17 protein-coding genes are annotated in these 21,520 nt (G+C 53.9%); 4 read left to right on the top strand and 13 right to left on the bottom strand.

Going from position 1 to position 21,520, the window contains the following annotated elements; genetic code table 11:
* Positions 1-6: 6 nt before the first annotated feature.
* The 6 genes from katG to ACT3RP_RS10825 all read right to left on the bottom strand — a co-directional run bounded on the left by katG (position 7) and on the right by ACT3RP_RS10825 (position 9,467).
* The gene (katG, locus tag ACT3RP_RS10850) at positions 7-2,160 is read right to left on the bottom strand and encodes a catalase/peroxidase HPI (RefSeq protein ID WP_483393763.1); all 2,154 of its coding nucleotides are present in this window, start codon (positions 2,158-2,160) and stop codon (positions 7-9) included.
* A gap of 230 nt (positions 2,161-2,390) precedes the next feature.
* Positions 2,391-3,395, bottom strand: coding sequence for an aldo/keto reductase (locus tag ACT3RP_RS10845; protein ID WP_444624872.1), 1,005 nt, complete (start codon positions 3,393-3,395; stop codon positions 2,391-2,393).
* A gap of 25 nt (positions 3,396-3,420) precedes the next feature.
* The gene (locus ACT3RP_RS10840) at positions 3,421-5,187 is read right to left on the bottom strand and encodes an ABC transporter transmembrane domain-containing protein (RefSeq protein WP_483393762.1); all 1,767 of its coding nucleotides are present in this window, start codon (positions 5,185-5,187) and stop codon (positions 3,421-3,423) included.
* A gap of 154 nt (positions 5,188-5,341) precedes the next feature.
* Complete coding sequence (locus tag ACT3RP_RS10835) at positions 5,342-6,784, bottom strand: NAD(P)(+) transhydrogenase (Re/Si-specific) subunit beta (RefSeq protein ID WP_096277346.1); 1,443 nt, start codon at positions 6,782-6,784, stop codon at positions 5,342-5,344.
* Positions 6,785-6,800: 16 nt separating this feature from the next.
* A complete protein-coding gene (locus ACT3RP_RS10830) occupies positions 6,801-8,372 on the bottom strand; it encodes a Re/Si-specific NAD(P)(+) transhydrogenase subunit alpha (RefSeq protein ID WP_444624871.1) in 1,572 nt (523 codons plus the stop codon).
* Positions 8,373-8,528: 156 nt separating this feature from the next.
* A complete protein-coding gene (locus ACT3RP_RS10825; protein WP_441685620.1) occupies positions 8,529-9,467 on the bottom strand; it encodes a LysR family transcriptional regulator in 939 nt (312 codons plus the stop codon).
* Positions 9,468-9,644: 177 nt separating this feature from the next.
* Between ACT3RP_RS10825 and speB the strand changes: the two genes are divergently transcribed.
* Entirely contained in the window at positions 9,645-10,547 is a 903-nt protein-coding gene (gene speB, locus ACT3RP_RS10820) for an agmatinase (RefSeq protein WP_444625061.1), read from the top strand.
* 26 nt (positions 10,548-10,573) lie between these two features.
* On the opposite strand, the gene ACT3RP_RS10815 is transcribed toward speB, so the two are convergent.
* From ACT3RP_RS10815 to ACT3RP_RS10795, 5 genes are read right to left on the bottom strand one after another with little or no spacing between them, the layout of a single operon-like run.
* Entirely contained in the window at positions 10,574-11,581 is a 1,008-nt protein-coding gene (locus ACT3RP_RS10815) for a Csu type fimbrial protein (RefSeq protein WP_096277340.1), read from the bottom strand.
* Positions 11,572-13,899 (bottom strand): fimbria/pilus outer membrane usher protein, encoded by a 2,328-nt coding sequence (locus ACT3RP_RS10810; protein ID WP_483393761.1) that lies wholly within the window; start codon positions 13,897-13,899, stop codon positions 11,572-11,574. Before ACT3RP_RS10810 ends, ACT3RP_RS10815 begins: the two co-directional genes overlap by 10 nt.
* Before the next feature lie 47 nt (positions 13,900-13,946).
* Positions 13,947-14,705 carry a fimbrial biogenesis chaperone gene (locus tag ACT3RP_RS10805; protein WP_483393893.1) on the bottom strand — a complete coding sequence of 253 codons (759 nt, stop codon included), beginning with the start codon at positions 14,703-14,705 and terminating at the stop codon, positions 13,947-13,949.
* A 51-nt stretch (positions 14,706-14,756) separates the two neighbouring features.
* Positions 14,757-15,278, bottom strand: a complete 522-nt coding sequence (locus ACT3RP_RS10800) for a Csu type fimbrial protein (protein WP_441685624.1) — start codon at positions 15,276-15,278, stop codon at positions 14,757-14,759.
* 6 nt (positions 15,279-15,284) lie between these two features.
* On the bottom strand, positions 15,285-15,830 hold the full coding sequence (locus ACT3RP_RS10795) for a Csu type fimbrial protein (protein WP_096277334.1): 546 nt from the start codon (positions 15,828-15,830) through the stop codon (positions 15,285-15,287).
* Positions 15,831-16,389: 559 nt separating this feature from the next.
* On the opposite strand from ACT3RP_RS10795, the gene ACT3RP_RS10790 reads away from it, so the two are divergent.
* The 3 genes from ACT3RP_RS10790 to ACT3RP_RS10780 all read left to right on the top strand — a co-directional run bounded on the left by ACT3RP_RS10790 (position 16,390) and on the right by ACT3RP_RS10780 (position 20,291).
* Positions 16,390-17,376, top strand: a complete 987-nt coding sequence (locus ACT3RP_RS10790; protein WP_096282245.1) for a TAXI family TRAP transporter solute-binding subunit — start codon at positions 16,390-16,392, stop codon at positions 17,374-17,376.
* 182 nt (positions 17,377-17,558) lie between these two features.
* Positions 17,559-18,728 carry a M20 metallopeptidase family protein gene (locus ACT3RP_RS10785; protein ID WP_483393760.1) on the top strand — a complete coding sequence of 390 codons (1,170 nt, stop codon included), beginning with the start codon at positions 17,559-17,561 and terminating at the stop codon, positions 18,726-18,728.
* A 57-nt stretch (positions 18,729-18,785) separates the two neighbouring features.
* Positions 18,786-20,291, top strand: coding sequence for an AbgT family transporter (locus ACT3RP_RS10780; protein ID WP_441685629.1), 1,506 nt, complete (start codon positions 18,786-18,788; stop codon positions 20,289-20,291).
* Between the two features lie 12 nt (positions 20,292-20,303).
* On the opposite strand, the gene ACT3RP_RS10775 is transcribed toward ACT3RP_RS10780, so the two are convergent.
* Together ACT3RP_RS10775 and ACT3RP_RS10770 are read right to left on the bottom strand one after the other, a co-directional pair.
* Entirely contained in the window at positions 20,304-21,200 is an 897-nt protein-coding gene (locus ACT3RP_RS10775) for a LysR family transcriptional regulator (RefSeq protein WP_441685630.1), read from the bottom strand.
* A complete protein-coding gene (locus ACT3RP_RS10770) occupies positions 21,184-21,435 on the bottom strand; it encodes a PAS domain S-box protein (RefSeq protein WP_441685631.1) in 252 nt (83 codons plus the stop codon). The genes ACT3RP_RS10775 and ACT3RP_RS10770 overlap by 17 nt, the downstream gene beginning before the upstream one ends.
* Between the last annotated feature and the right edge of the window lie 85 nt (positions 21,436-21,520).

Raw genomic sequence — 21,520 nt, 5'->3', positions numbered from 1 at the left:
TCGTGCTTACGCGATATCAAATCGATCCGCATTCATCACTTTCGTCCAGGCTGCGACAAAATCTTTCACGAACTTCTCGCCGTTATCGTCCTGGGCATACACTTCTGCGTAGGAACGCAGAACCGAGTTAGCGCCAAACACTAGGTCAATGTGCGAAGCGGTCCACTTGAGGGCGTCCGTTTGACGGTCGCGAATCTCGTAGGCATTGTTACCTACTGGCTTCCAGGTATTGCCCATGTCAGTCAAGTTGACGAAGAAGTCATTGGTCAACTGGCCTTCACGGTGGGTAAATACACCTTGCTGGGTACCGCCGTAGTTGGTGCCCAGTACGCGCATTCCACCGATCAGCACGGTCATTTCGGGGCCTGTCAGCCCCATCAACTGGGCGCGGTCCAGCAGCAGCTCTTCCGGCTTCACTGCATAGTCTTTCTTCTGCCAGTTGCGGAACCCGTCTGCCAGCGGCTCTAGCGGCTCAAACGATTCACCGTCGGTCATCTCAGCAGAGGCATCGCCACGCCCTTTCAGGAAAGGCACGCGAACGTCATAGCCTGCTGCTTTAGCGGCTTTTTCAATCGCCACACTGCCGGCCAGAACAATCACGTCGGCAAGGCTCGCACCGGTGTCGGCAGCAATCTGCTCGTATACTGCCAGCACTTTGGTGAGACGCGCAGGTTCGTTGCCTTCCCAGTCTTTCTGGGGCGCTAAGCGAATGCGAGCACCGTTGGCACCGCCACGCATATCAGAGCCGCGATAGGTTCGCGCGCTGTCCCACGCAGTGCTAACCATCGCGCTGATGCTCAGGCCACTCTCAGCGATTTTCTGCTTAACCACTTCTTCGCTGTAGTCAGTGCTGCCCGCCGGAATCGGATCTTGCCAGATCAGGTCCTGGGCAGGCACTTCCGGGCCGATATAACGCGCTTTCGGGCCTAGGTCACGGTGGGTCAGCTTGAACCACGCTTTGGCGAAGGTCTGTTTAAAGTACTCGGGGTCCGCCATGAATTTTTCACAAAGCGCCCGGTAAGTCGGATCCATCTTCATCGCCATGTCTGCATCGGTCATGATCGGGTTGCGACGAGCAGAGGGATCGCTGGCATCAACCGGCTTATCTTCTTCTTTGATATTCACGGGCTCCCACTGGTGGGCGCCTGCCGGGCTCTTCTTCAGTTCCCACTCATAGCCAAACAGCAGGTCGAAATAGCCCATATCGAACTGCGTAGGGTTGGTCGTCCAGGCGCCTTCAATACCAGAGCTCACGGCATTGCTTGCCTTGCCGCCCATGGCCGGATTACCCCAGCCAAACCCCTGGCTCTCAACCGATGATCCTTCGGGCACGGCACTGAGCGCCCCCGCATCACCATTGCCGTGACATTTACCTACGGTGTGACCGCCGGCGGTGAGCGCGGCGGTTTCTTCATCGTTCATAGCCATACGAGCGAAGGTTTCACGCACCTGCTGAGCCGTTTTAAGCGGATCGGGCACGCCGTTAACGCCTTCGGGATTTACATAGATAAGCCCCATTTGCACCGCCGCTAGGGGGTTTTCCATGGTTTCCGGCTTTTCAACGTCGCCGTAACGCTCATCAGAAGGCGCCAGCCACTCTTTCTCATTGCCCCAGTAAATATCTTTTTCCGGATGCCAGACGTCTTCACGGCCAAACGAAAAGCCGTAGGAAGGGAGGCCCATGGATTCATAAGCCACCGTGCCAGCCAGAATCATCAGGTCGGCCCAGCTAATTTTGTTGCCGTACTTTTTCTTGATTGGCCATAGTAGACGGCGCGCTTTATCAAGGCTGACGTTGTCCGGCCAGGAGTTGAGCGGTGCAAAACGTTGGCTGCCAGTACCACCGCCACCACGGCCGTCGGCAAGGCGATAGGTGCCCGCTGAATGCCATGCCATACGAATCATCAGGCCGCCGTAGTGGCCCCAGTCGGCTGGCCACCACGACTGGCTGTCGGTCATTAGCGCATGAACATCTTGCTTCAGCGCGTCAAAATCGAGTTTTCTGACTTCTTCCCGATAGTCAAAATCAGCATCCATCGGATTCGTTTTGCGGTCATGCTGGTGCAAAATATCCAGATTAATACCTTCAGGCCACCAGTCTTTATTCGACGTGCCCGTTGAGGTGTTACCACCATGCATGACAGGACATTTACCACTCATAGCTTTCTCCCTTATTGCTTGTGCCTTGGTGGCGCTCGTCTGACCGACGACCAAGTCAACTGACCGTGAGCTTGCTCACGCTAGTACTGTGCGTAAAAAATGTAATGCGCTTACCCAGCACTTTCACCTAGCTCTGTTTTAAAGCAGAACTGCCATAGTCACAATTTGCTTTTTATTAAAATGTTAATAGCTTTTAACTATTTGCCGTCATCAACTTTCGCTAACCGCCGCTACGCTGTGAATTCTTCGGTGTCGATATCGGCTTGCTGCGCTTCGCCGTAGCGGGCACCTGCCACTTGGTCTGGTGTCATCATGGCATCCAGCTGTGTCAGGGTGATGTCATCAAGGCGCAGCGTTTGTGCTGCTAAATTTTCGCGCATATGGGCAGGCGTGCGCGTGCCCGGAATAGGGATTATGTCGCTGCCTTTTGCCTGCAACCACGCCAGCGCCAGCTGCCCTGGCGTGACGCTTAATGCCTGCGCCAACGTCGCAAGGCGCTCAAACAGCGCGACATTGTGCGGATAGTTCTCGGTGCTAAAACGCGGCATATTACGACGCATATCGCCCTCTTCGAGGCGCGCGGGGTCGTTAATGGCCCCGGCTAAAAACCCCCGCCCCAGAGGACTAAACGCGACCATCGCCGTGCCTGTCTCACGGCACGCATCAATCAGAGCGATTTCGGGATTGCGCGTCCACAGCGAGTATTCTGACTGCACCGCGGCAATTGGGTATTCAGCCACCGCGCGGTGCAAGGTTAGCGCAGAAACTTCAGACAACCCCACGCCACCAATTTTGCCCTCTTCCATCAAGCGCCCTAGCGCGCCTACGCTCTCTTCAACGGGGACTTGGCGATCCAAGCGGTGCAGGTAGTAGAGATCTAAATGATCGGTACGCAGCCGCGCAAGGCTCGCTTCGCACTGTTTGCGCAATGTTGCCGGGCGGCCGTCAATCACCCGCTTGCCCGACTCAGGATCCATCGCCATCCCGCATTTACTGGCTAGAAACAGCTGATGTCGTTTGCCCTCCAGGGCGCGACCGACCAAACGCTCATTGGCTGTAGCGCCATACATAGTAGCGGTATCGAAGTGGCGATAGCCCATATCAAAGGCCTCATCCAAAGCACGCAGGGCAGCACTTTCAGGCACGACGCTGCCGTAACCGTGAGAGAGGTTCATACAACCCAGGCCAATCGAAGGGGCATTAACAGCATTAAGACGTTGGAAAAAACTCGACATAGGAACTCCCGGCTTTAAAACAGTTTTATAACGTTTCACCGCCAAACTGCAATGCGGCTAAATGACGATAGAGCGGGCTGTTGGTGATTAACTCAGCGTGCGTGCCCGCCGCAATAAGTCGCCCGCCATCCAACACCAGTAATCGATCTGCCGCGATGACCGTGGCGAGCCGGTGGGCGATCACGATGCTGGTGCGCCCCACCATCAGCCGATCCAGCGCCTGCTGTACCAGTCGTTCGCTTTCGGCATCCAAGGCGCTGGTGGCTTCATCCAGCAACAGCACGGCGGGATTTTTTAGTAGCGCTCGGGCAATAGCGAGCCGCTGACGCTGGCCACCGGAAAGCTGCACACCCCCCGGCCCCAACGGCGTATCAAAGCCCTGGGGTAGCGCCTCGATAAATGCAAGCGCGCTGGCATCCTGAGCGGCGACCCGTAATTTGCCAAGATCAGCCTCGGCGTCGCCATAGCGAAGATTGTCCGCTACCGAGCCGCTAAACAGCACCGGCTCTTGGGCCACTAGCCCGATGGCACTGCGCAAAGCACTCAGATCTAAGCGACGAATATCAAGTCCATCGAGGGAAACATGCCCTTGGCTAGGATCATAAAAACGCAGCAGCAGTGCCAGCAGCGTGCTTTTCCCCGCTCCCGAGGGGCCGACAATAGCCACTCGCTCTCCTGGCTGGATATGTAAATCAAACGCCTCGAGCGCTGGCGTCGTCCTACCGGGATACACGAAGCTAACGTTCGCTAATCTAATCTCGCCACGCGGTGGATTGGGTAACGCGTGAGGGCTTATGGGCGACTGGATAGCGGGCGGCGTATCGAGCAGTTCCAGCAGCCGCTCAGCGGCCCCTGCTGCACGCTGCACATCGCCCGCCACTTCGGCAAGCGTGGCAATAGAACCCGCTGCCAGCACGGCGTAGAAAATAAACGCCGATAGCTCGCCGGCGCTCATGGTGCCTGCTAATACCGCTTGGCCACCCTGCCAGAGCATCAGCCCAACGGCCGTAAACACGACTAGCATGGCAATGCCCGTCAGCCAGGCGCGTTGCTGCGTACGCTCTACGGCGCTGCCAAACGCCTGCTCGACACGCCGGCCATAGTGGCGCTTATCCTCCGCTTCATGGGTAAAGGCCTGAAGCGTTTGGATACCGCTCAGCGCCTCCTCCGCATAGCGGCCAAGTTCGGCCACGCGGTCTTGGCTGGTACGCGATAGCCGCCGCACTCGACGGCCGTACCACACAATGGGCAAAAGCGTGGCAGGAATGCCAATCAGCACCAGCGCCGAAAGCCAAGGCTGAGTGATCAGCATTAATACCACCGCACCGATTAACATCACGGCATTACGTAGCGCCAGCGATACGGAGGAGCCAAACAAGCTCTGTAGCACGCTGGTATCCGCGGTCAGCCGAGAGGCTATTTCACCGGCGGCACGCCCTTCACTCGCGCTTTCAAAGAAGCTGGGCTCGAGGGAAAGTAAATGGTCAAACACGCGCCGGCGCAGGTCAGCAGCCAAGCGTTCGCCAATCCAGGTCACTTGGTAGTAACGCAGTGCAGACGCTAGTGCCAGTACGGCCACGACGACCAGCATCAAGACCAATGCCTGCGCAAGGGCCCGCTCATCGGCACCGATAAAACCGCGATCAATCACTAAGCGCAGCCCATTGCCCAGCAGCAGCACACTGCCAGAGGCCAGTATCAGCGCCAGGCCGGCCAATGCTAACCGTAGCCGGTATGGGCGAAGGAGTCCCAGCAAACGCAGCAGCACACGGGGGTTAGAACGTTGATTCATAATAGTGAGTGCTCAGCAGCCAAGGCGGCTAATGACCATAGCAGGAGTGGCAATGGCCTGCACAGCACAAAAAAGCCCGCGAATAATCGCGGGCTTACGTGCAGACTGATGCAGCTAACGACGGATTAACGCCGCTTAACGTCCTCGCCTGAACCTAATCAATCAACGGCAGCAGCGTATTGAGACTATCGCGCGCATCGCCATAGAACATCCGCGTGTTGTCTTTGAAGAACAGCGGATTTTCAATGCCGGAATAACCGGTGCCCTGGCCACGCTTGCTGACAAATACCTGCTTCGCCTCCCACACTTTAAGCACCGGCATGCCGGCAATGGGGCTATTCGGGTCTTCTTCAGCCGCGGGGTTAACGATATCGTTGGAGCCAATCACGATCACCACATCTGTAGAGGCGAAGTCATCGTTAATTTCATCCATTTCTAGCACGATATCATAAGGCACTTTGGCTTCAGCCAGCAGCACGTTCATATGCCCTGGCAAGCGCCCGGCCACCGGGTGAATACCAAAGCGAACGGTTTTACCCGACGCGCGCAGCTTACGCACTAAATCACTCACCGCGCTTTGTGCTTGAGCCACGGCCATGCCGTAACCCGGCACAATAATGACGCTATCAGCATCATTCAGGGCACTCGCTACGCCGCCTGCATCAATGGCCACCTGCTCGCCTTCAATCTCCGCCGCGGGCCCTTGCTTACCGCCAAAACCGCCTAAGATCACATTGATGAACTTGCGGTTCATCGCTTTACACATGATGTAGGAGAGAATCGCACCCGATGAACCTACCAGCGCACCCGTCACAATCAGCAGGTCGTTGGAGAGCGTAAAGCCGATAGCCGCCGCCGCCCAGCCGGAGTAGCTGTTGAGCATCGACACCACCACCGGCATATCCGCCCCGCCAATCCCCATGATCAGGTGATAGCCGATAAAGAATGCCAGCGCTGCTAACAGTATCAGCGTCCAGAAGCCGGCACCGTTCAGGTAAAGAATGGCTAACAGCAGCGACAGCACCGCCGCGCCCGCATTGAGCAAATGCCCACCGGGCAGTTGACGGGGTTTGCCATCGATTTTGCCCGCCAGCTTACCAAACGCAATCACCGAGCCGGTAAAGGTCACTGCGCCGATAAAGATGCCCAGCACTACCTCAACCTGCAGAAACATCAGCTCGTCAGGGGCTTTGGTAGCGACCAGCGCCGCAAACGCGGAGAACTGATCCAGCGAGGCCTCAGCGGCCCGCGCGGCCATTACCCGACGGCGTTCTAAATCGGCGCCCCACGCCACGAGTACCGCAGCCAAGCCCACAAAACTATGCAGTGCGGCGACTAGCTGAGGCATTTCGGTCATCTCGACCTTGCCCGCGACATAAGCGCCAATCCCTGCGCCGATCAGCATCATCGGAATCAGCCACCAGTAGCCGCCAATGCCTGGCCCAAAGGCGGTGAAAAACACCGCCAATGCCATACCGACGATGCCGTACCACACGGCGCGTTTAGCTTTTTCTTGGTTACTTAAGCCGCCTAGCGACAAAATAAATAGTACGCTTGCCGCGATTGCCGCGGCAGATACGAATCCTTGACCCAACATATCGTCTCTCCGCCGCTTAGGATTTTTGGAACATGGCCAGCATCCGGCGTGTCACCAGGAAGCCACCCACGATGTTAATTGACGCGATAAGCACTGAGATTGCCGCCAATACGCTAACCACTGCGCTGCCGGAACCAATCTGCAGAATCGCCCCCAAAATAATGATGCCCGAAATCGCATTGGTCACCGCCATCAACGGCGTGTGCAGCGAGTGGCTTACTTTCCAAATCACCTGGAAACCGATAAAGCAGGCTAATACAAAGACAATAAAGTGCTGCATAAAGGAAACAGGCGCGACCTGACCGAGCAGCAGCATCAACGCGCCACCGATGGCCAACAGCCCCACTTGGCGCGTGGTTTGCGCTTTAAAGCCGGCAATCTCGGCGGCTTTTTTCTCTTCAGGCGTGGGCTCTTTCTCTTTTTTCTTCGGCTTAGCCGCACCAATCGCTTTCACTTTGGGCGGCGGCGGTGGGAAGGTGATTTCGCCCTGATGCGTCACCGTAGCGCCACGAATCACATCGTCGTCCATATTGTGATTAATCACGCCCTCTTTCTCAGGCGTTAGATCCGTCAACATATGGCGAATATTGGTGGCGTACAGCAAGGATGATTGCGTTGCCATGCGCGATGGGAAATCGGTGTAGCCGATCACTATTACGCCGTTATCGCTGACCACGCGCTCGTCAGGCTTGGTGAGATCGCAGTTGCCGCCTTTTTCGGCGGCCAGATCAATAATCACCGAGCCCGGCTTCATCGCCGCGACCATATCTTCCAGCCACAGCTTGGGCGCAGGCTTGCCGGGGATCAATGCGGTAGTGATGACGATATCGACATCGAGAGCCTGCTCACGGAAGCACTCAAGCTGCTTTTCGCGGAACTCAGGGCTTGAGGGCGATGCGTAACCGCCGCTTTCAGACCCATCTTGGCTGTCTTCAAAATCGAGGAACACGAACTCCGCGCCCATGGATTCGATCTGCTCAGATACCTCAGGGCGCACATCAAAAGCGCGCACCACGGCACCCAGGCTGGTGGCCGTACCAATCGCGGCCAACCCCGCCACGCCCGCGCCAATCACAAGCACCTTAGCCGGTGGCACTTTGCCCGCGGCAGTCACTTGGCCGGTAAAGAAGCGGCCAAAGTTATTGCCCGCCTCAATCACCGCGCGATAGCCCGCGATATTGGCCATGGAAGAGAGCGCATCCATCTTCTGGGCACGCGAAATACGCGGCACCATATCCATCGCCACAACGGTCGCGCCCTGGGCCTTACACTTCTCTAGCAGCGCTTCATTTTGGGCCGGCCAGAAGAAGGCAATCAGTGTTTGACCTTCACGCAGGCGTTCCGCCTCTTCATCAGAGGGCTCGCGGACTTTAATGACCACCTCAGCATCACGCCAGAGCGCCTCAGGCCCGTCCACCACCGTCACACCAGCATCGCGATAAGTGTCGTCATTAAAGCCCGCAGCAAGGCCTGCGCCAGTTTCAACTAGGCACTCATGGCCTAGTTTCTGGATCTGCTTTGCGCTCTCAGGGGTTAGCGCTACACGCGCTTCTCCCCGGGCACTCTCCTTCGGTGCGCCTATTTTCACTGGCGTTCTCCTTTTATTAATTGTCTACAGCGCCCCTTAAATGAACGTAATGCAACGCACATTCCGCTCAAGGCATAGCATCATTACTGACGGCTAGTTTTCTTTCAACCGTCTTTAATCTTGTCAGGACAACATTAAAAGCTAATATTTCTTTTATTAAGCCGCAGAAGGCCGGTGGCTGAATGCCTGAGCAAACGTCATAAGCTGCTGATAAAGCCAGGCAATGGCCGGATCGCTGGCATAGAGCCCATGCTGGATCAGAGTCATTTTTAACGCTGGCAATTCCTGAGGTGGTTCCACTAAGCGTACCGGCAGCATATCGACAAACCGTTCAGCCATTTGCCGCGGGAGCGTCATGACCGCCTCTGTTAGCGCCACCACCCGCGCGGCGGCAATATAATTGAGATTCTTAGAAATCACATGCCGCGTTAAGCCGTGCTGCACCAAACAGCTGTCAATGTTACTGGGGCGCAAGCCGCTGATATCGGTCAGTTCCACATGCCTTTCGCGGGCAAATTGCACGATATCTAACGCCTCCCCTATGCGCTTATTGTGAGTCGCTGCCAAACAGACCAGTTCCTCATCCATCCAGGGCGTTTGTATTACGCCGCTAGGCAGCGCGCTTTGGCTATCCAATCCTACCACCATGTCGACATGGCGTTGTTCAAGACCTTCACCTAATACATCAGGGGTAATCAGCTCGATTGAAAAGCTAATGCCCGGCGCATAGGCCAATAGCTGGCTAAGAAAAGGCGGGTACATCACCTCTTCAAAGTAGTCCGTGGTGGCAAGCGTAAAACGCCGCGCGCTCTCGGCAGGCGCAAATAAGGCAGGCGGCGCAAGGCCCTCACGCAGTAGCGCCAGCGCCTGCTGCACGACGGGCAATAGCGCCAGTGCGCGTGGGGTTGGCTGCATACCGTTTTCTGTGCGCACAAACAGCGGGTCGCCCAGCGACTCACGCAGGCGCTTAAGCGCGTGGCTCAGCGCTGGCTGGCTGAGATAGAGCGCTTCTGCCGCCCGAGTAACGTGGCGCTCGCGCATCAGCGTCTCAAAGACCAGTAGCAGGTTAAGGTCGAAATGGCGGAACGATCGCATAAATGACTGCTATTCATTTTATGAATGATTAAATTCTAAACATTCATTTAAATTATTACCAATTATTCCTTATCGTCTGCCCCATTCGCGACTATCAGCGATTTCCTGACCATAAGGAGAAGCACACCGGTGACTCACCACCACGCAATGTCTGCATCATCTATGTCTGCACAAACGATGCCCAGCCTCTATGGCGATGTGATTTCTACCTTTATGGGCGTAGCAAAAGCGACGGACCCCAAGGCAACCGACGCCGATGTCGTGGTAAGTGGCGTACCTTTTGACCTTGCCTGTTCGGGCCGTGCCGGCACCCGCATGGGGCCAAATGCTATTCGTCAAAGCACCGCTAATTTAATCTGGGAAGGCAAACGCTGGCCGTGGGACTTTGCGCTAGAAGAACGCCTAAGCGTGTGCGATGCCGGCAACGTTGACTATGCGTATGGCGAGCCAGAAAGCCTGGTAGACAATCTGGAAAGTCATGCCCATCGCTGGCTAAGCGCGGGTAAAAAAATGCTGACACTTGGCGGCGATCATTACATTAGCCTGCCACTGCTGCGCGCCCATGCCCGGGTACACGGCCCGTTAGCACTGATTCATTTCGATGCTCACACTGACACTTACGAGCAAGGCACGCGCTTTGATCACGGCACCATTTTTCACCACGCCCTAAAAGAAGGCCTGGTCGTGCCTGAGCACTCGCTGCAAATTGGCATCCGCACTAGCTACGACCGCCGCAACCATCCTTATGAAGTGCTGGATGCTGACTGGGTCAACGACCATGGCCCCGCTGCGGTGCTGGAACGTATCCGCGCCCGCGTTGGCCATCACCCGGCCTACGTTAGCTTGGACATTGATGGTCTCGACCCCGCCTACGCCCCTGGCACCGGCACGCCCGTTTGTGGCGGCATGTCGACTGACTTAATGTTGAAAGTCATCCGCGGCATGGTCGGTATGGATTTAATCGGCATGGACGTGGTGGAGGTTAATCCCGCTTATGACCACGGCGACATTACTTCGCTCGCCGCCGCCACGCTGGGATTAGAGTTTTTGTACACGTTAGCGGCGTCTAAGGGCGCTTGATTGCGGGGCTCCTGGGAAAAAGCGACTTAGAACGCAACATCAACAATAATCATATCGGTATAGGTGCCAGCCGGTGGCGTGCTTTGTCCCGGCAGTATCTCGGCACGATAAGTAAAACCTTGAGAGCTGCCGCTCGGCGTGCCAGGGTTTGTATCGGCTGTCGACGAGGCGCGTCGTTCGCTGCCACCATTTCCCCAGCGGCTGTTACCAGTCGTTCCTTTGTAAAGCTGGTAATTAAGGTATTGGCCGCCGCCTTCCATTCGTCGCACGTTACCCGCGGCATGCTGCCCGTCGCTTAACCCAACTGAATAGTCACTGCCTTTCGTGCAGGTAATGTCAATCGTGCGAGAGACTGTGTCAAAACCCGCTACAAGCGGCGCACTGCCGAAATCCAGGTCGGGGGCTTGAATCGCGCAGTCAGGAGTGACCATGATACTAAGATTGATGGTAGTAGTTCCTGTACCCGTCCTTGCTAGGCAAATTCCTAACAATCCAATGTCGCAGATTCGCCAATTCCAATTGATGGTCAGTGTGTCCGTATACATGCCGGCTGCAACATTGGTAGTGGGTAAGGTTCTAAATTCCATGGGAATATTAATGTTTTGGCCACCAATCAGACCAAGTAGATCAATCAGCACAGGATTAAAATAGTTATAAGCCGTACCGAGGAACATTTGCTCATTCTGTGATGCCAGAGCAAAGATGCGATAAGGGATTGCGTCGTTATTCTCGATGTTAACCAGCCGTCCTTGGTTAGTGCTGTTAAGCGTGGCACGAATCCTCTGGTTGGAGGTAACGGCTAGCCCTAGCAAAGCGCCTTGGCAAACAGCACCTGCACTGGGTTGAGCCGAGGTATTTTGAGGCGAGCTTTCGATAACAAAAGAATTGACACTACCAAAGGCTGCGCTAATGTTTGGACTTATCGTGCAAGCCCAGGCGTTAGGACTAACAATCGCTAAGGCTAGCAGTACGAAACCGTATAGCCCGCCGTATTTAGACCGTTTTGGCGTACCTTCACGCTTCCCTAACGACATAATTGGCTTCCTAGGTGGTGTATTTCATCAGAGAGTACGTCAATGGCCAGTCTTAGCTCGCAGCTATCGCCGCTGGGCAGCGTTACGTGAAGTTGATTAGCGCTTTCTAAGTTTTCTAAATAGGTCTGACCATCCCAGCCTATTAGCGAAACTGCACCGCTGTTGGTTATGACACGGGAACCGAGAGGTAAAGGGTCACCCTGCGAGTCGACTAATACTAGCGTTGCTGCAATGACGCGCTTAACCGGAAAATTAAGTAAATAGCCGCTTCTTGCATTGACAGCGACGCGCTGTTCAACGTGCGCCACACTCAGGTTAGCGGGCAGTACTAAAGGGTCTATCTCATACTTTCCTGCGTAGTAGGCGCGTGCCCACGGGACGAGTAGGTGGCCGCTGTCTCGGGTGCTGCCGACCAACTGATTCTCGTAGCGTACTGGAACACCGGGTTGGCCATCGGTGCTGACCACAACAAATCCGTCGCGTACGTAGTTGGCAGCAAACCATTGGCTATCCATGCGTACTAGTGAGCCCCTGGCATCAGCATAGTGCACGGCATTTTGTTGAGTACCGAAAGTACCGCCTCGCAACTCAGTAGCGGCCCCGCGCCAAGCTAACTCAGCTTGACGATAGTCGTTTTCGGAGCTGCGTTGCTCATAGGCTAGGTTCCAACCCCAACCGCCCTGTATCGGCGCTGTTTGAGTATATTGAGTGCGAGTGGACATGCCCCCTTCAGCATCTCGGCGAACGCTAGCGCTCAGCGTGCCAGGGCGGCGACTGAGCGGTAACGTGACTTGTGCCAGAGCACTCCAATCTCCACCAACTTCTCGGTTAGCCGATAGCGAGAGATGCATACGCTCCCATAAAGGGCGGCTGTAGGTCAGATTAAGTAGACGCGAACGGCTATCTTGATCTGTTTTAATATCGAAGTAGCCACCAGCCAAAGAGCCTAAACGCCCCAAACTGAGGCCGGTGGTGAGCTGAGAGATCTCTCGCTGTGCTCTATAGTTTGAGTTACGTTGAATGCTGTTGGCTAAGTCGACGAACTCCGCCTGCTCCACCTGATGACGCAGCCCTATATTGAAGCCGCGACTACGGTAGCGGTATCCCGTCGTATATGATGCTCCTGTAATACCTTCGCTATAACTCTGCCGATAGGCGGACTCCAGCGTGCCGAGCCGCCATAGTTTAAAAGCGCCGCCCGCACCTGCGGTAGAAACATCGCTGGCTGCCTCTGCCTGAAGCTCGAGTGTGAAATAGTCATTAATACCACGGCGATAGCTACCGGTAGCTGCAATATTGCGGTACGCAAAATCGCGCTGGCCAAAGTCTTTGCGTAGGGCACCGACACTAGCACTATAACTAGTTAGCCCCGGACTTAATAATTCACTAGAAATATAAAAGGGCAGATTAGTAGATACTCGGCGACCCTGGCTATCCGTAGTGACTATTATCGCCTCACCCGCCCCGGTCACCATTGGCATATTAGTTAGAGTGAATGGACCAGGGGCCAATGCCGTGGAAGATTGGCGCGTTCCATCAATAAATAGATCAAGGGTAGTAGGAACCGCCGTTTCCCCCGAGAATTCGGGCAGAGGGTATGTCACGAGATCCGGCCGAAGAGCGAAATCACGGGAAATTTGAATGCCCCCTAAGCGCACTGCGTTGGTCCAGCCTAGCGGCCGAGTTATCACGTCACCTGCGGTGTAGTGAACCATTGTCTCTTGGTCAGCGTACTCCCAGCGGGTATCGAAACGTCGATAGCCTTCGTTCATGCCGCTTTCACCCGTCAAAGCTTGTCGGTAAATCCCCGTAGTGGTGAATGTTCCCGTGGTGCCGAAAAGGCGTGCCTCATGACCAAGACTCGCCGTAGTGCCTCCTCGCCGAGCACTGCTAACGTAGGCATCGTAATTGAATAACGCGCCTGGGCTTGCTTGCAACGGATAACGACTATTCGTGCGTGCGCTGGCGTGATACTGGCGGGATAGCCAGTTAGGAGGAACATTGATGTAAAGCCTTTGGGTCGGGCTGTGATATTGAACCTCTACATCGCTCAAACGACTTAGATTGATGACCTCCTCCCGGCCTGCTAAGCGCTCAGCAGGCAACCCGATATCAATCAACAATTCACGCTTAATCAGCAGAGAGTCATCTTTCTGGATAACGGCAATAACCCTCTGGGTAGGGTATTGATTGAGAACGATCTCTAAATATAGCGTCTGAACGGTATCGGCATTATCCGCAGTAGGAGGCGCTGGAAGTGTTTGGCTAAGCGCCGGCATTGATGTGATAGCGGGTAGCAGAGCGCTACAACACAACAATAGGCATACCCGAAAAAGCCGATTAAGGCGACAATTCATACAGGTGGCTATTTAGGTAAAACGCGATGGCTTTCACCCAATATTTGCGCATGTAGCTCGCCCATAGGCCTGACTCCTTGGGGTAGTAGCCAGCGGCGCGTACCGCCGGGCAGTACATAGCCAAGTAGACCTGCGGAAACTTCCGCGCGTGTTTCACCTTGTTTGAAGGCCACTTGGCTCAGGCGCACATGGTGTTGGCCAGTATTCTGAATTTCCAACTGCGCCTGCTCGCCCTGTTGAATAACCCGCCAGCTTAGTCCTGGGTAAAACCCGCTATTACTATGATTAGCTACGCGTTCTGGTGGAATGCCTCCTTCACCGTAAACGAAAAGCGGTAATGAGTAACGCATCTGTAACTTAACCGCAGCGCGTGGCGTATTCTGCACCTCATTACCGGGTGCTAGCGCAGGAATTTCATCGATGATAATTCGGTAGGCCTGCTCTTGACCAACGGGCGGCACTGCCTGCCGAATCAGGCGTACCATCTGCCGCTCGCCGGGAGCGATTGTGATCATTGGCGGACTCCCTACCACTGACTGCTGGGTCTGATACTGGTCATCCCCTCTTTCTTGTGACCACGCAAATATGCGCAGCTGCATATTGGCTGGCTGACTGCCTTGATTTTCGAGCCAAAGAGCACTGGCTTGCTGGTCGCTCTCGATAACAGGGTAAATGGGCCAGATCAACAAAGAGCTAGCCATTGCGGAAATCGGGCTCGCCAGCAGGCTTAGCAAAGCGAGAACGCCAATGACGTAACTGAAACGCATTATTCGCACTAGGTATTCCCTTTCGTTACTTATTATCCCGCCAATGAGACGTCACCACTCCAATGTGACTAATAATTCATCACTGTAACTGCCGGCAGGCAAGTTACCCGGCAGCATCAGCCTGCCCCAAATGGGCAAGGTGATATTGTCTGGTGTGGTCGAAGTATCTATGGAGACTGGTTGACTGATCCCGATGGCGTTCTGAAGTGCGGCATCTTGATAAAGCTGATAGGCGAGCGTCTCGTTTCCATTTACACGCTTGAGCTGGCGCTCTACGTCCCATTGCTGACCGCCATCAACTCGAAGCGTTAGCGGCGTTCCAGGCGTACAGCTCAACGTAAAGGCGCTTGACGTGACTAGTGATGCACTGCGCATGTCTTGGGAAAGTGCTGATGCAGTACCAAAAGCCAAACTACCTATCATGCCAAGGAGTGTTCCGTTAGACGGAATTTCTTGGTTAACTAAACAGCCCGGAGTAATGGTGGCCGATACCATAAAGGTGTCGGTTGGCGAGGCTTGAGAAAGCCCCGCTACCATCACTGCGGAACTGACAAGTTGCCAGCCTTTAATCATTCAACGCTACCAGGCGAGCTGAACTTGTAGGGTGTCCTCGTAGGTACCAGCAGGCAGGTTGCCTGGGCTACCAAAAGCTCGGCCATAAAGCGAAATGGTTTGAGCCGTATTCGTGAATGGGTCTAGCACGATGTCTCCATTGAGAGCTAGCAGATCAGTGCGGGCTGCATCGGTATATAACGTGTAGCCCACAAAAGTGCCGCCTTCAGTATTCTGCATTGCATGAGTTGCGGGAGCTGCATCACCATCATTCCCCCCTTCCACTAATGTAAATGTGGGCGCAACGCCCGGCGAGCAGAGTACTGTGATACCGCTGCCACCCGCTACTTCAGTATCGACTTGATCGAATAGTGCCGAATGGCTGCCAAATGCTAGGCTGCCGAAGTCGACTCCCGTGCCTTCAATGCCACCAACTGAGCATGTGGCCTCTAATGTGATAGAGGCATCAATGGTGCCGGTAACGCTTTGAGCGTTGGCTAAAGTGGATGTAACGAAAAGCGTCGCGGCCAAAGTACTCAGGCTAGCAGTGCGAGAGAAGTTCAATACAAGCATGGTGAGCTCCTGGGAAGAGATATTCCGCTGAACAAAATTATCAAGGCACAACTAGCTATGGCTGTCGATAGACAGCTAACAATGCTAGTGGTTACGACTTTTTATCAATTTTTCTTTAATAAAAAATAACTATAAACTAATTTTTATTAATATCAAAACAAAATAAAAATAGCGCATCTCGACAGCCTTTATTAGCTGCTTTTCTTAGCAAGAAAAGCAGTGGCTTATAAACAAAATGCTGACAAAATTTACTATACAGACAACTTAAATCATAATAAAAAACCATAAGTAACAAAAAGCATCAAATCATAGATAAATCATTCAAGGACTGAATGCCGGGCTTCCCCGATCCGCATGACACACCCGAGCCTCAAACGGAGGTCATCTCAGAGGCCTCTGAGCTGACGCCACCCTAACGCCCAACGCCTATCGAAGAAAATTTCTTATCCAAGCGGCAACTTTTCTATTAGTCGAAACGACAATTGCCATTGTGTGACATTAGAACGTTACTATGCCTTATGATGGCTCAGGCCAATACCACAACAAGGGCATAGTACTAATGAAAATTCAGCGTCCACAATCGTTTCGAGTCTTTGGACAACCATTAGCGGCAGCAATACTCTTAGCAGGCTTTTCGGCGCAAGCGATGGCTAGCGAATCCGTTAGCATTGGCGTGGCTCCAACGGCTTCAGGCTGGTATTTCGGCTATTCCGAGCTTTCCAGGCTTATTAGCAGCGACTCCCCTTTAGAAATTTCTGTTCGTGAAACAGGGGGCTCTCAAGAAAACACCATTCGTTTAGGTCGTGGTGAGATCGATTTTGCACTCGTAGATGCCCCCGGCGCCTACGAGGCTTATCATGGCGAAGGGCGCTATCAGAACAAAGCCATCGACGATATCAGAATGGTACTTTGGGTTGCCCCTTCCACCATGCATTGGGCAGTTCGTCAGGACAGCGGTATCGAAACGTTTGAAGACTTGGACGGCCAGCGCTTTAACCCCAGTAGCATTGGTGGCGGAGGCGAGTACATCACCGAACGCGTCTTCGATGCGCTTGAAATCACTCCCGACTATCAGCGTATGAGCATGTCGGATGCCTCCGATGCCGTTGTGGATGGCCGCATCATTGGATTCAGTTATAACGGCATTCCCCCCATTCCAGCCTTTACGGAGGTTCACTCGGCACGACCTTTGCGCGTGCTATCAATGAGTGATGAACAAGTAGCGACCGCAACGGAAAAATTGCCCTTCTTGTCTGCAGCGACTATTCCAGCAGGCACTTATCGGGACATGCCAGAAACGACCACGCTGGGCACCTATATCGGCGTCGCAAGCAGCGCTGATCTATCCGAAGATGCAGTTTACGAGTTCACACGTGCTTATTGGGAAAATATCGAGCGGTTAAGCCAGACCTTTGCTCCCGCCCAAGGGATGACGCCAGCCATCTCTGTTGAAAATACTACCTCCCCGCTTCATGCAGGCGCCGTGCGCTACTATCAGGAAATTGGCCTAGACGTACCCGCCGAGCTTCTACCGCCAGAGATGTAATAAACATCCCCCCCTAGATTCATTTAACCTAGGGGGGGATGTGTGGCCTGCTGAACGTAAAGCACTACCCACTGTTGCTCAAAAAGCAACGAACTTGTCACGCTAGCCTCTCCTTCCTGTCTGCTAAGTCGCTTAATTTATAGCCTCTAAAATAATGACGCTAATAACGGCAGGAACAGGCAATGCTTTCAAAACACGTTTTTTCAGAAAAACAGCTGCAAGATGCCACCGCGCTGCGGCATAGGCTTCATCAAAACCCTGAGCTTAAATTCCAAGAAACCAACACTGCCACGCTTGTTGCAAAGCAACTTCGTGCGCTTGGTTACACAGTTACAGAAGGCATTGCTATCACGGGTGTGATGGCTGAACTGGACACCGGGCGAGACGGCCCTGTGATTGCTTTCCGAGCCGATATGGATGCTCTTCCTATTCTGGAAGCTAACGCTTTTGATCACTGCTCCCAGCAGGAAGGCTTGATGCACGCCTGCGGCCACGACGGGCACACCGCCACGCTACTGCTTGCCGCCGAGGCCATTATGGCGATGCGTGATGAGCTATGCGGCTATATAAAGCTGCTGTTCCAGCCAGGAGAGGAAGGCGGCAACGGTGCAGACTTAATGGTCAAGGCAGGCGTGCTGGAAAACCCTAACGTATCCGCCGTATTTGGCTACCATAACCGCCCTGGCTTTCCAGCCGGCCAGCTATTCGTCAAATCCGGTTCGGCCATGGGCGGTAACGACACTTACAAAGTCATCATTAAGGGCGTTTCCGGGCATGCTGCAATGCCGCACCTGGCGGTTGATCCTATTTACGTAGGCGCATCACTGGTACAGCAGCTACAGGGATTGGTGGCTCGCCATAAGTCTCCGCTCGAAGCTGGCGTGATTACGGTAGCGTCTTTTCACGCCGGAGATGCCGCCAATGTTATTCCCGGCCATGCTGAGCTGCTGATCAATATTCGCAGTGACCGCCCCTCTTCACGTGAGGCGCTGACCGGCAAATTAGAGCAGGTGATACAGGGCGTATGTACAGCCCACGGCGCGCACTTCCAGATTGAGCATCTTCATCAAATTCCGCCGCTAGTTAACGATCCAGAATGGTCAGAAAGAGTGCTGGCAATAGCCGCGGAGCATGCGGTTAGCGACGATATCCAGCAGCTAGATTACATGCCTACCATGGGCGCAGAGGACTTTGCATTTTATCTACAAGAAGTGCCCGGCTGCTTTTTCTTTGTCGGTAACGGTGACAGCGCTTATCTACACAATGAAAAGTATGATTTCAATGACCAGATCTTACCGGTCGCTGCAGGCATGTTTGTGGCCCTGGCAAAAAGCGTGTTATCCCAGCGTTAGTGGCCTCTCGACACCCCATTAGATTAAAAATAATGTTTAATAATAAGGGCTAAAACGATGCAAGGCGTACTTTCTTCTATTGAGCGGGTGGGCAATAAACTCCCCCATCCGTTTATTCTGTTTGCCATTCTGGCCGCAGTGGTGGTGGTTATCTCCGCCATTCTCGCGATGTTTGGTGTTTCTGCCATCAACCCGCAAACGGGCGACAGCGTCGCCGTTCGCAACCTGCTTTCTGCAGACGGGATCGAATTCATGCTGACCAGCGTGGTCAGTAACTTTGTAAATTTTCCACCGCTGGGGCTCATTTTGGTGGTCATGTTCGGCATCGGCCTTGCGGATAAAGTAGGCCTAATGTCGACACTGATGCAGGCGAGTGTGGCGAAAGCTCCGCCTTCTCTGCTTACCTTCTGCGTATTTCTGGCAGGCATTTGTGGCAGCGTTGCATCCGATGCTAACTATCTAATTCTGATCCCCCTGGCGGCCATGCTGTACTACTCAGTGGGCCGTCATCCTATTGCCGGAGCCGCTGCGGCTTACGCTGCCGCAGGTGCTGGCTTTGATGCCAGTTTGTTCATAACGGTGGGAGACGCACTGTTTGCGGGCATTACCACCGACGCGGCGCGCCTGATCGATCCCGACGCCTATATTTCGCCGGTCGACAACTACTACTTCGTTGCCTGCTCGGTATTCGTGCTAGCTATCGTTGGCACGCTCATCATCGACAAAATAGTGGAGCCAAGGCTTCAGCGCACCCTACCGATGGACAAAAATTTTAAAACGGACATCGTTAAACCAGAGCTAAGCGCTACGGAAAAAAAGGGGCTTAAACGTGTCGGTTTTGCCACCTTGATTTATCTGGCCCTGGTGCTTATTGCAGTGATTCCTGAGGCGTCGCCGCTACGCAATGCAGAAGGTGGTCTCATTCCATCGCCTTTCTTGCGCTCGCTAGTGCCACTGATGTTTATCTATTTTGTAACGATTGGCTTGGTCTACGGCATCACCACCGGCAAAATTACCAGTAGCCGCGACGTGCCCCAGCGGATGGCAGAATCCGCCAGTGATCTTGCGCCGACGCTGGTACTGTTTTTTGCAATATCGCAATTTATTGCCTACTTCCGCTGGTCAGAACTTGGTCAATATATTGCCATTGAGGGCTCTAATATTCTGCAAAGCACCGGCTTTACCGGCCTGCCTTTAGTCGGGGCATTTATTGCTATGAGTGCGATACTCAACGTCTTTATGACCAGCGGCTCGGCTCAATGGGCATTAATGGCACCGGTTTTCGTTCCAATGCTGATGATGATCGACTTTGACCCAGCCTTTGTATTGGCGATGTTCCGTATTGGCGATTCGAGCACCAACATTATTTCCCCAATGAGCCCGTACTTTTCGGTCGCACTGGTCTATATGCAGCGTTACAAGCCAGATATGGGGCTGGGAACACTGATTGCCACGATGCTACCGATGGCACTCGGCTTTTTGATTGCTTGGTCGGCGTTCCTGATGTTCTGGCTTGCCATGGGATGGCCGATTGGCCCTGGTGTTTACATGATGGCAAGCTAACGCCTCGCGGCATTATTGCATCGTCATCATCAGCTTCCACAAATAGTCGGCAGCGGGCGAAAGCCTTCTGCCGGCTCGACGCACGAGATTTCCCTGGCTGCTGGCAGCTAGAGAGTGCGTAATGGGGATCGCTTTCAATAACCCCGCCTCTATCTCATTTCGGGCGGCGGCGGCAGTCATAAACGATACCCCAATGCCCGCGCTTGCCATGCGCCGTGAGACGGAGTGTAGATTACAGCGGTAGGCAGGCGTTGCTCTTTGCCCAGCGGCGCCAAGCACCGCGCTAACAAACTGCTGAGATCCTGATACATCCGGCAAGAAGATCAACTTGTGCTGCAACAGCTCAGCCACGGTGACACCAGTCTGGCAAGCCAGTGGGTGGAAAGGCGCCACCAGTGCACATAGCGGCCCACGCTCAAAGGAGTGAACCACTAGCCTAGGGTCGGAAATCGGGCCATAGGTAATGGCAATATCTACCTCATCTGTCGCTACCATTTCATGCGGCTCGCGAGGATAGTAGATGCCCGTTTTAATTTCGATTAGCACCTCGGGATATTGCTCGGAAACACGCCGCATTACGTGGTTAATAAAGCTATCGACAAAGCCGTCGCCCACCGACACTACGACTTTACCCGTCTGCAAATTGCGTAAGCGGGAAAGCGTATCACTCAGTTCAGCATTCAAGCGCCGCTGGGCCAGAAAGCTTTCCAGCACTAGCCGGCCCGCTTCCGTCAGCATTACATGACGCCCCTGCCTTTCCAGCAACGCCATGCCAAGCTCTTGTTCTAAGCCCCGCACCTGACGGCTCACCACGGACGGGTTGATATTCATATGCTCAGCCGCTGCGCGGATACCGCCACAGCTGCTGACCTCTAGCAAATAGAAAGCGCGTTTATCCAGTATGTTCATAGCATGCACGTGTTGTAACGCCGGCAGCAGTTATGCAAGAAGCGATATAAGTGTCATACATAATTTGAGAGGCTTTGCTGAGTAAAACAAATCGATCCGCACCTAACAGTTCATCCGATGAATAACCGTACTGTTTTTCTATATAGCGATTAATATAGACAATACGTCGCTTATCATCGGTGACCATGCATTTCACCGGAAAATTATCGAGAGGAAATAGATCGACTGTATACATGGTTTGCCTGCAATAAGGTCTCAATGATTCACACGTAACTGTCTTTATGGCCTTGGATAATACCCCAGTTTTTATTTTTATAACG

It is taken from the genome of Halomonas sp. AOP5-B2-8 (assembly GCF_052376475.1).
Classification (GTDB): Bacteria; Pseudomonadota; Gammaproteobacteria; order Pseudomonadales; family Halomonadaceae; genus Vreelandella; species Vreelandella casei.
The sequence above is the reverse complement of the archived record's forward strand: the minus strand, read 5'-3'. Positions and strand labels throughout refer to the sequence as shown.

Coding starts and splice junctions, on each gene's coding strand:
- ACT3RP_RS10790 (WP_096282245.1), top strand. CDS start 16,390: ATGAAAATTCAGCGTCCACAATCGTTTCGAGTCTTTGGACAACCATTA.
- ACT3RP_RS10845 (WP_444624872.1), bottom strand. CDS start 3,395: ATGTCGAGTTTTTTCCAACGTCTTAATGCTGTTAATGCCCCTTCGATT.
- katG (WP_483393763.1), bottom strand. CDS start 2,160: ATGAGTGGTAAATGTCCTGTCATGCATGGTGGTAACACCTCAACGGGC.
- ACT3RP_RS10840 (WP_483393762.1), bottom strand. CDS start 5,187: ATGAATCAACGTTCTAACCCCCGTGTGCTGCTGCGTTTGCTGGGACTC.
- ACT3RP_RS10805 (WP_483393893.1), bottom strand. CDS start 14,705: ATGCGTTTCAGTTACGTCATTGGCGTTCTCGCTTTGCTAAGCCTGCTG.
- ACT3RP_RS10815 (WP_096277340.1), bottom strand. CDS start 11,581: ATGTCGTTAGGGAAGCGTGAAGGTACGCCAAAACGGTCTAAATACGGC.
- ACT3RP_RS10825 (WP_441685620.1), bottom strand. CDS start 9,467: ATGCGATCGTTCCGCCATTTCGACCTTAACCTGCTACTGGTCTTTGAG.
- ACT3RP_RS10835 (WP_096277346.1), bottom strand. CDS start 6,784: ATGTTGGGTCAAGGATTCGTATCTGCCGCGGCAATCGCGGCAAGCGTA.
- speB (WP_444625061.1), top strand. CDS start 9,645: ATGCCCAGCCTCTATGGCGATGTGATTTCTACCTTTATGGGCGTAGCA.
- ACT3RP_RS10800 (WP_441685624.1), bottom strand. CDS start 15,278: ATGATTAAAGGCTGGCAACTTGTCAGTTCCGCAGTGATGGTAGCGGGG.
- ACT3RP_RS10775 (WP_441685630.1), bottom strand. CDS start 21,200: ATGAACATACTGGATAAACGCGCTTTCTATTTGCTAGAGGTCAGCAGC.
- ACT3RP_RS10770 (WP_441685631.1), bottom strand. CDS start 21,435: ATGTATACAGTCGATCTATTTCCTCTCGATAATTTTCCGGTGAAATGC.
- ACT3RP_RS10785 (WP_483393760.1), top strand. CDS start 17,559: ATGCTTTCAAAACACGTTTTTTCAGAAAAACAGCTGCAAGATGCCACC.
- ACT3RP_RS10780 (WP_441685629.1), top strand. CDS start 18,786: ATGCAAGGCGTACTTTCTTCTATTGAGCGGGTGGGCAATAAACTCCCC.
- ACT3RP_RS10795 (WP_096277334.1), bottom strand. CDS start 15,830: ATGCTTGTATTGAACTTCTCTCGCACTGCTAGCCTGAGTACTTTGGCC.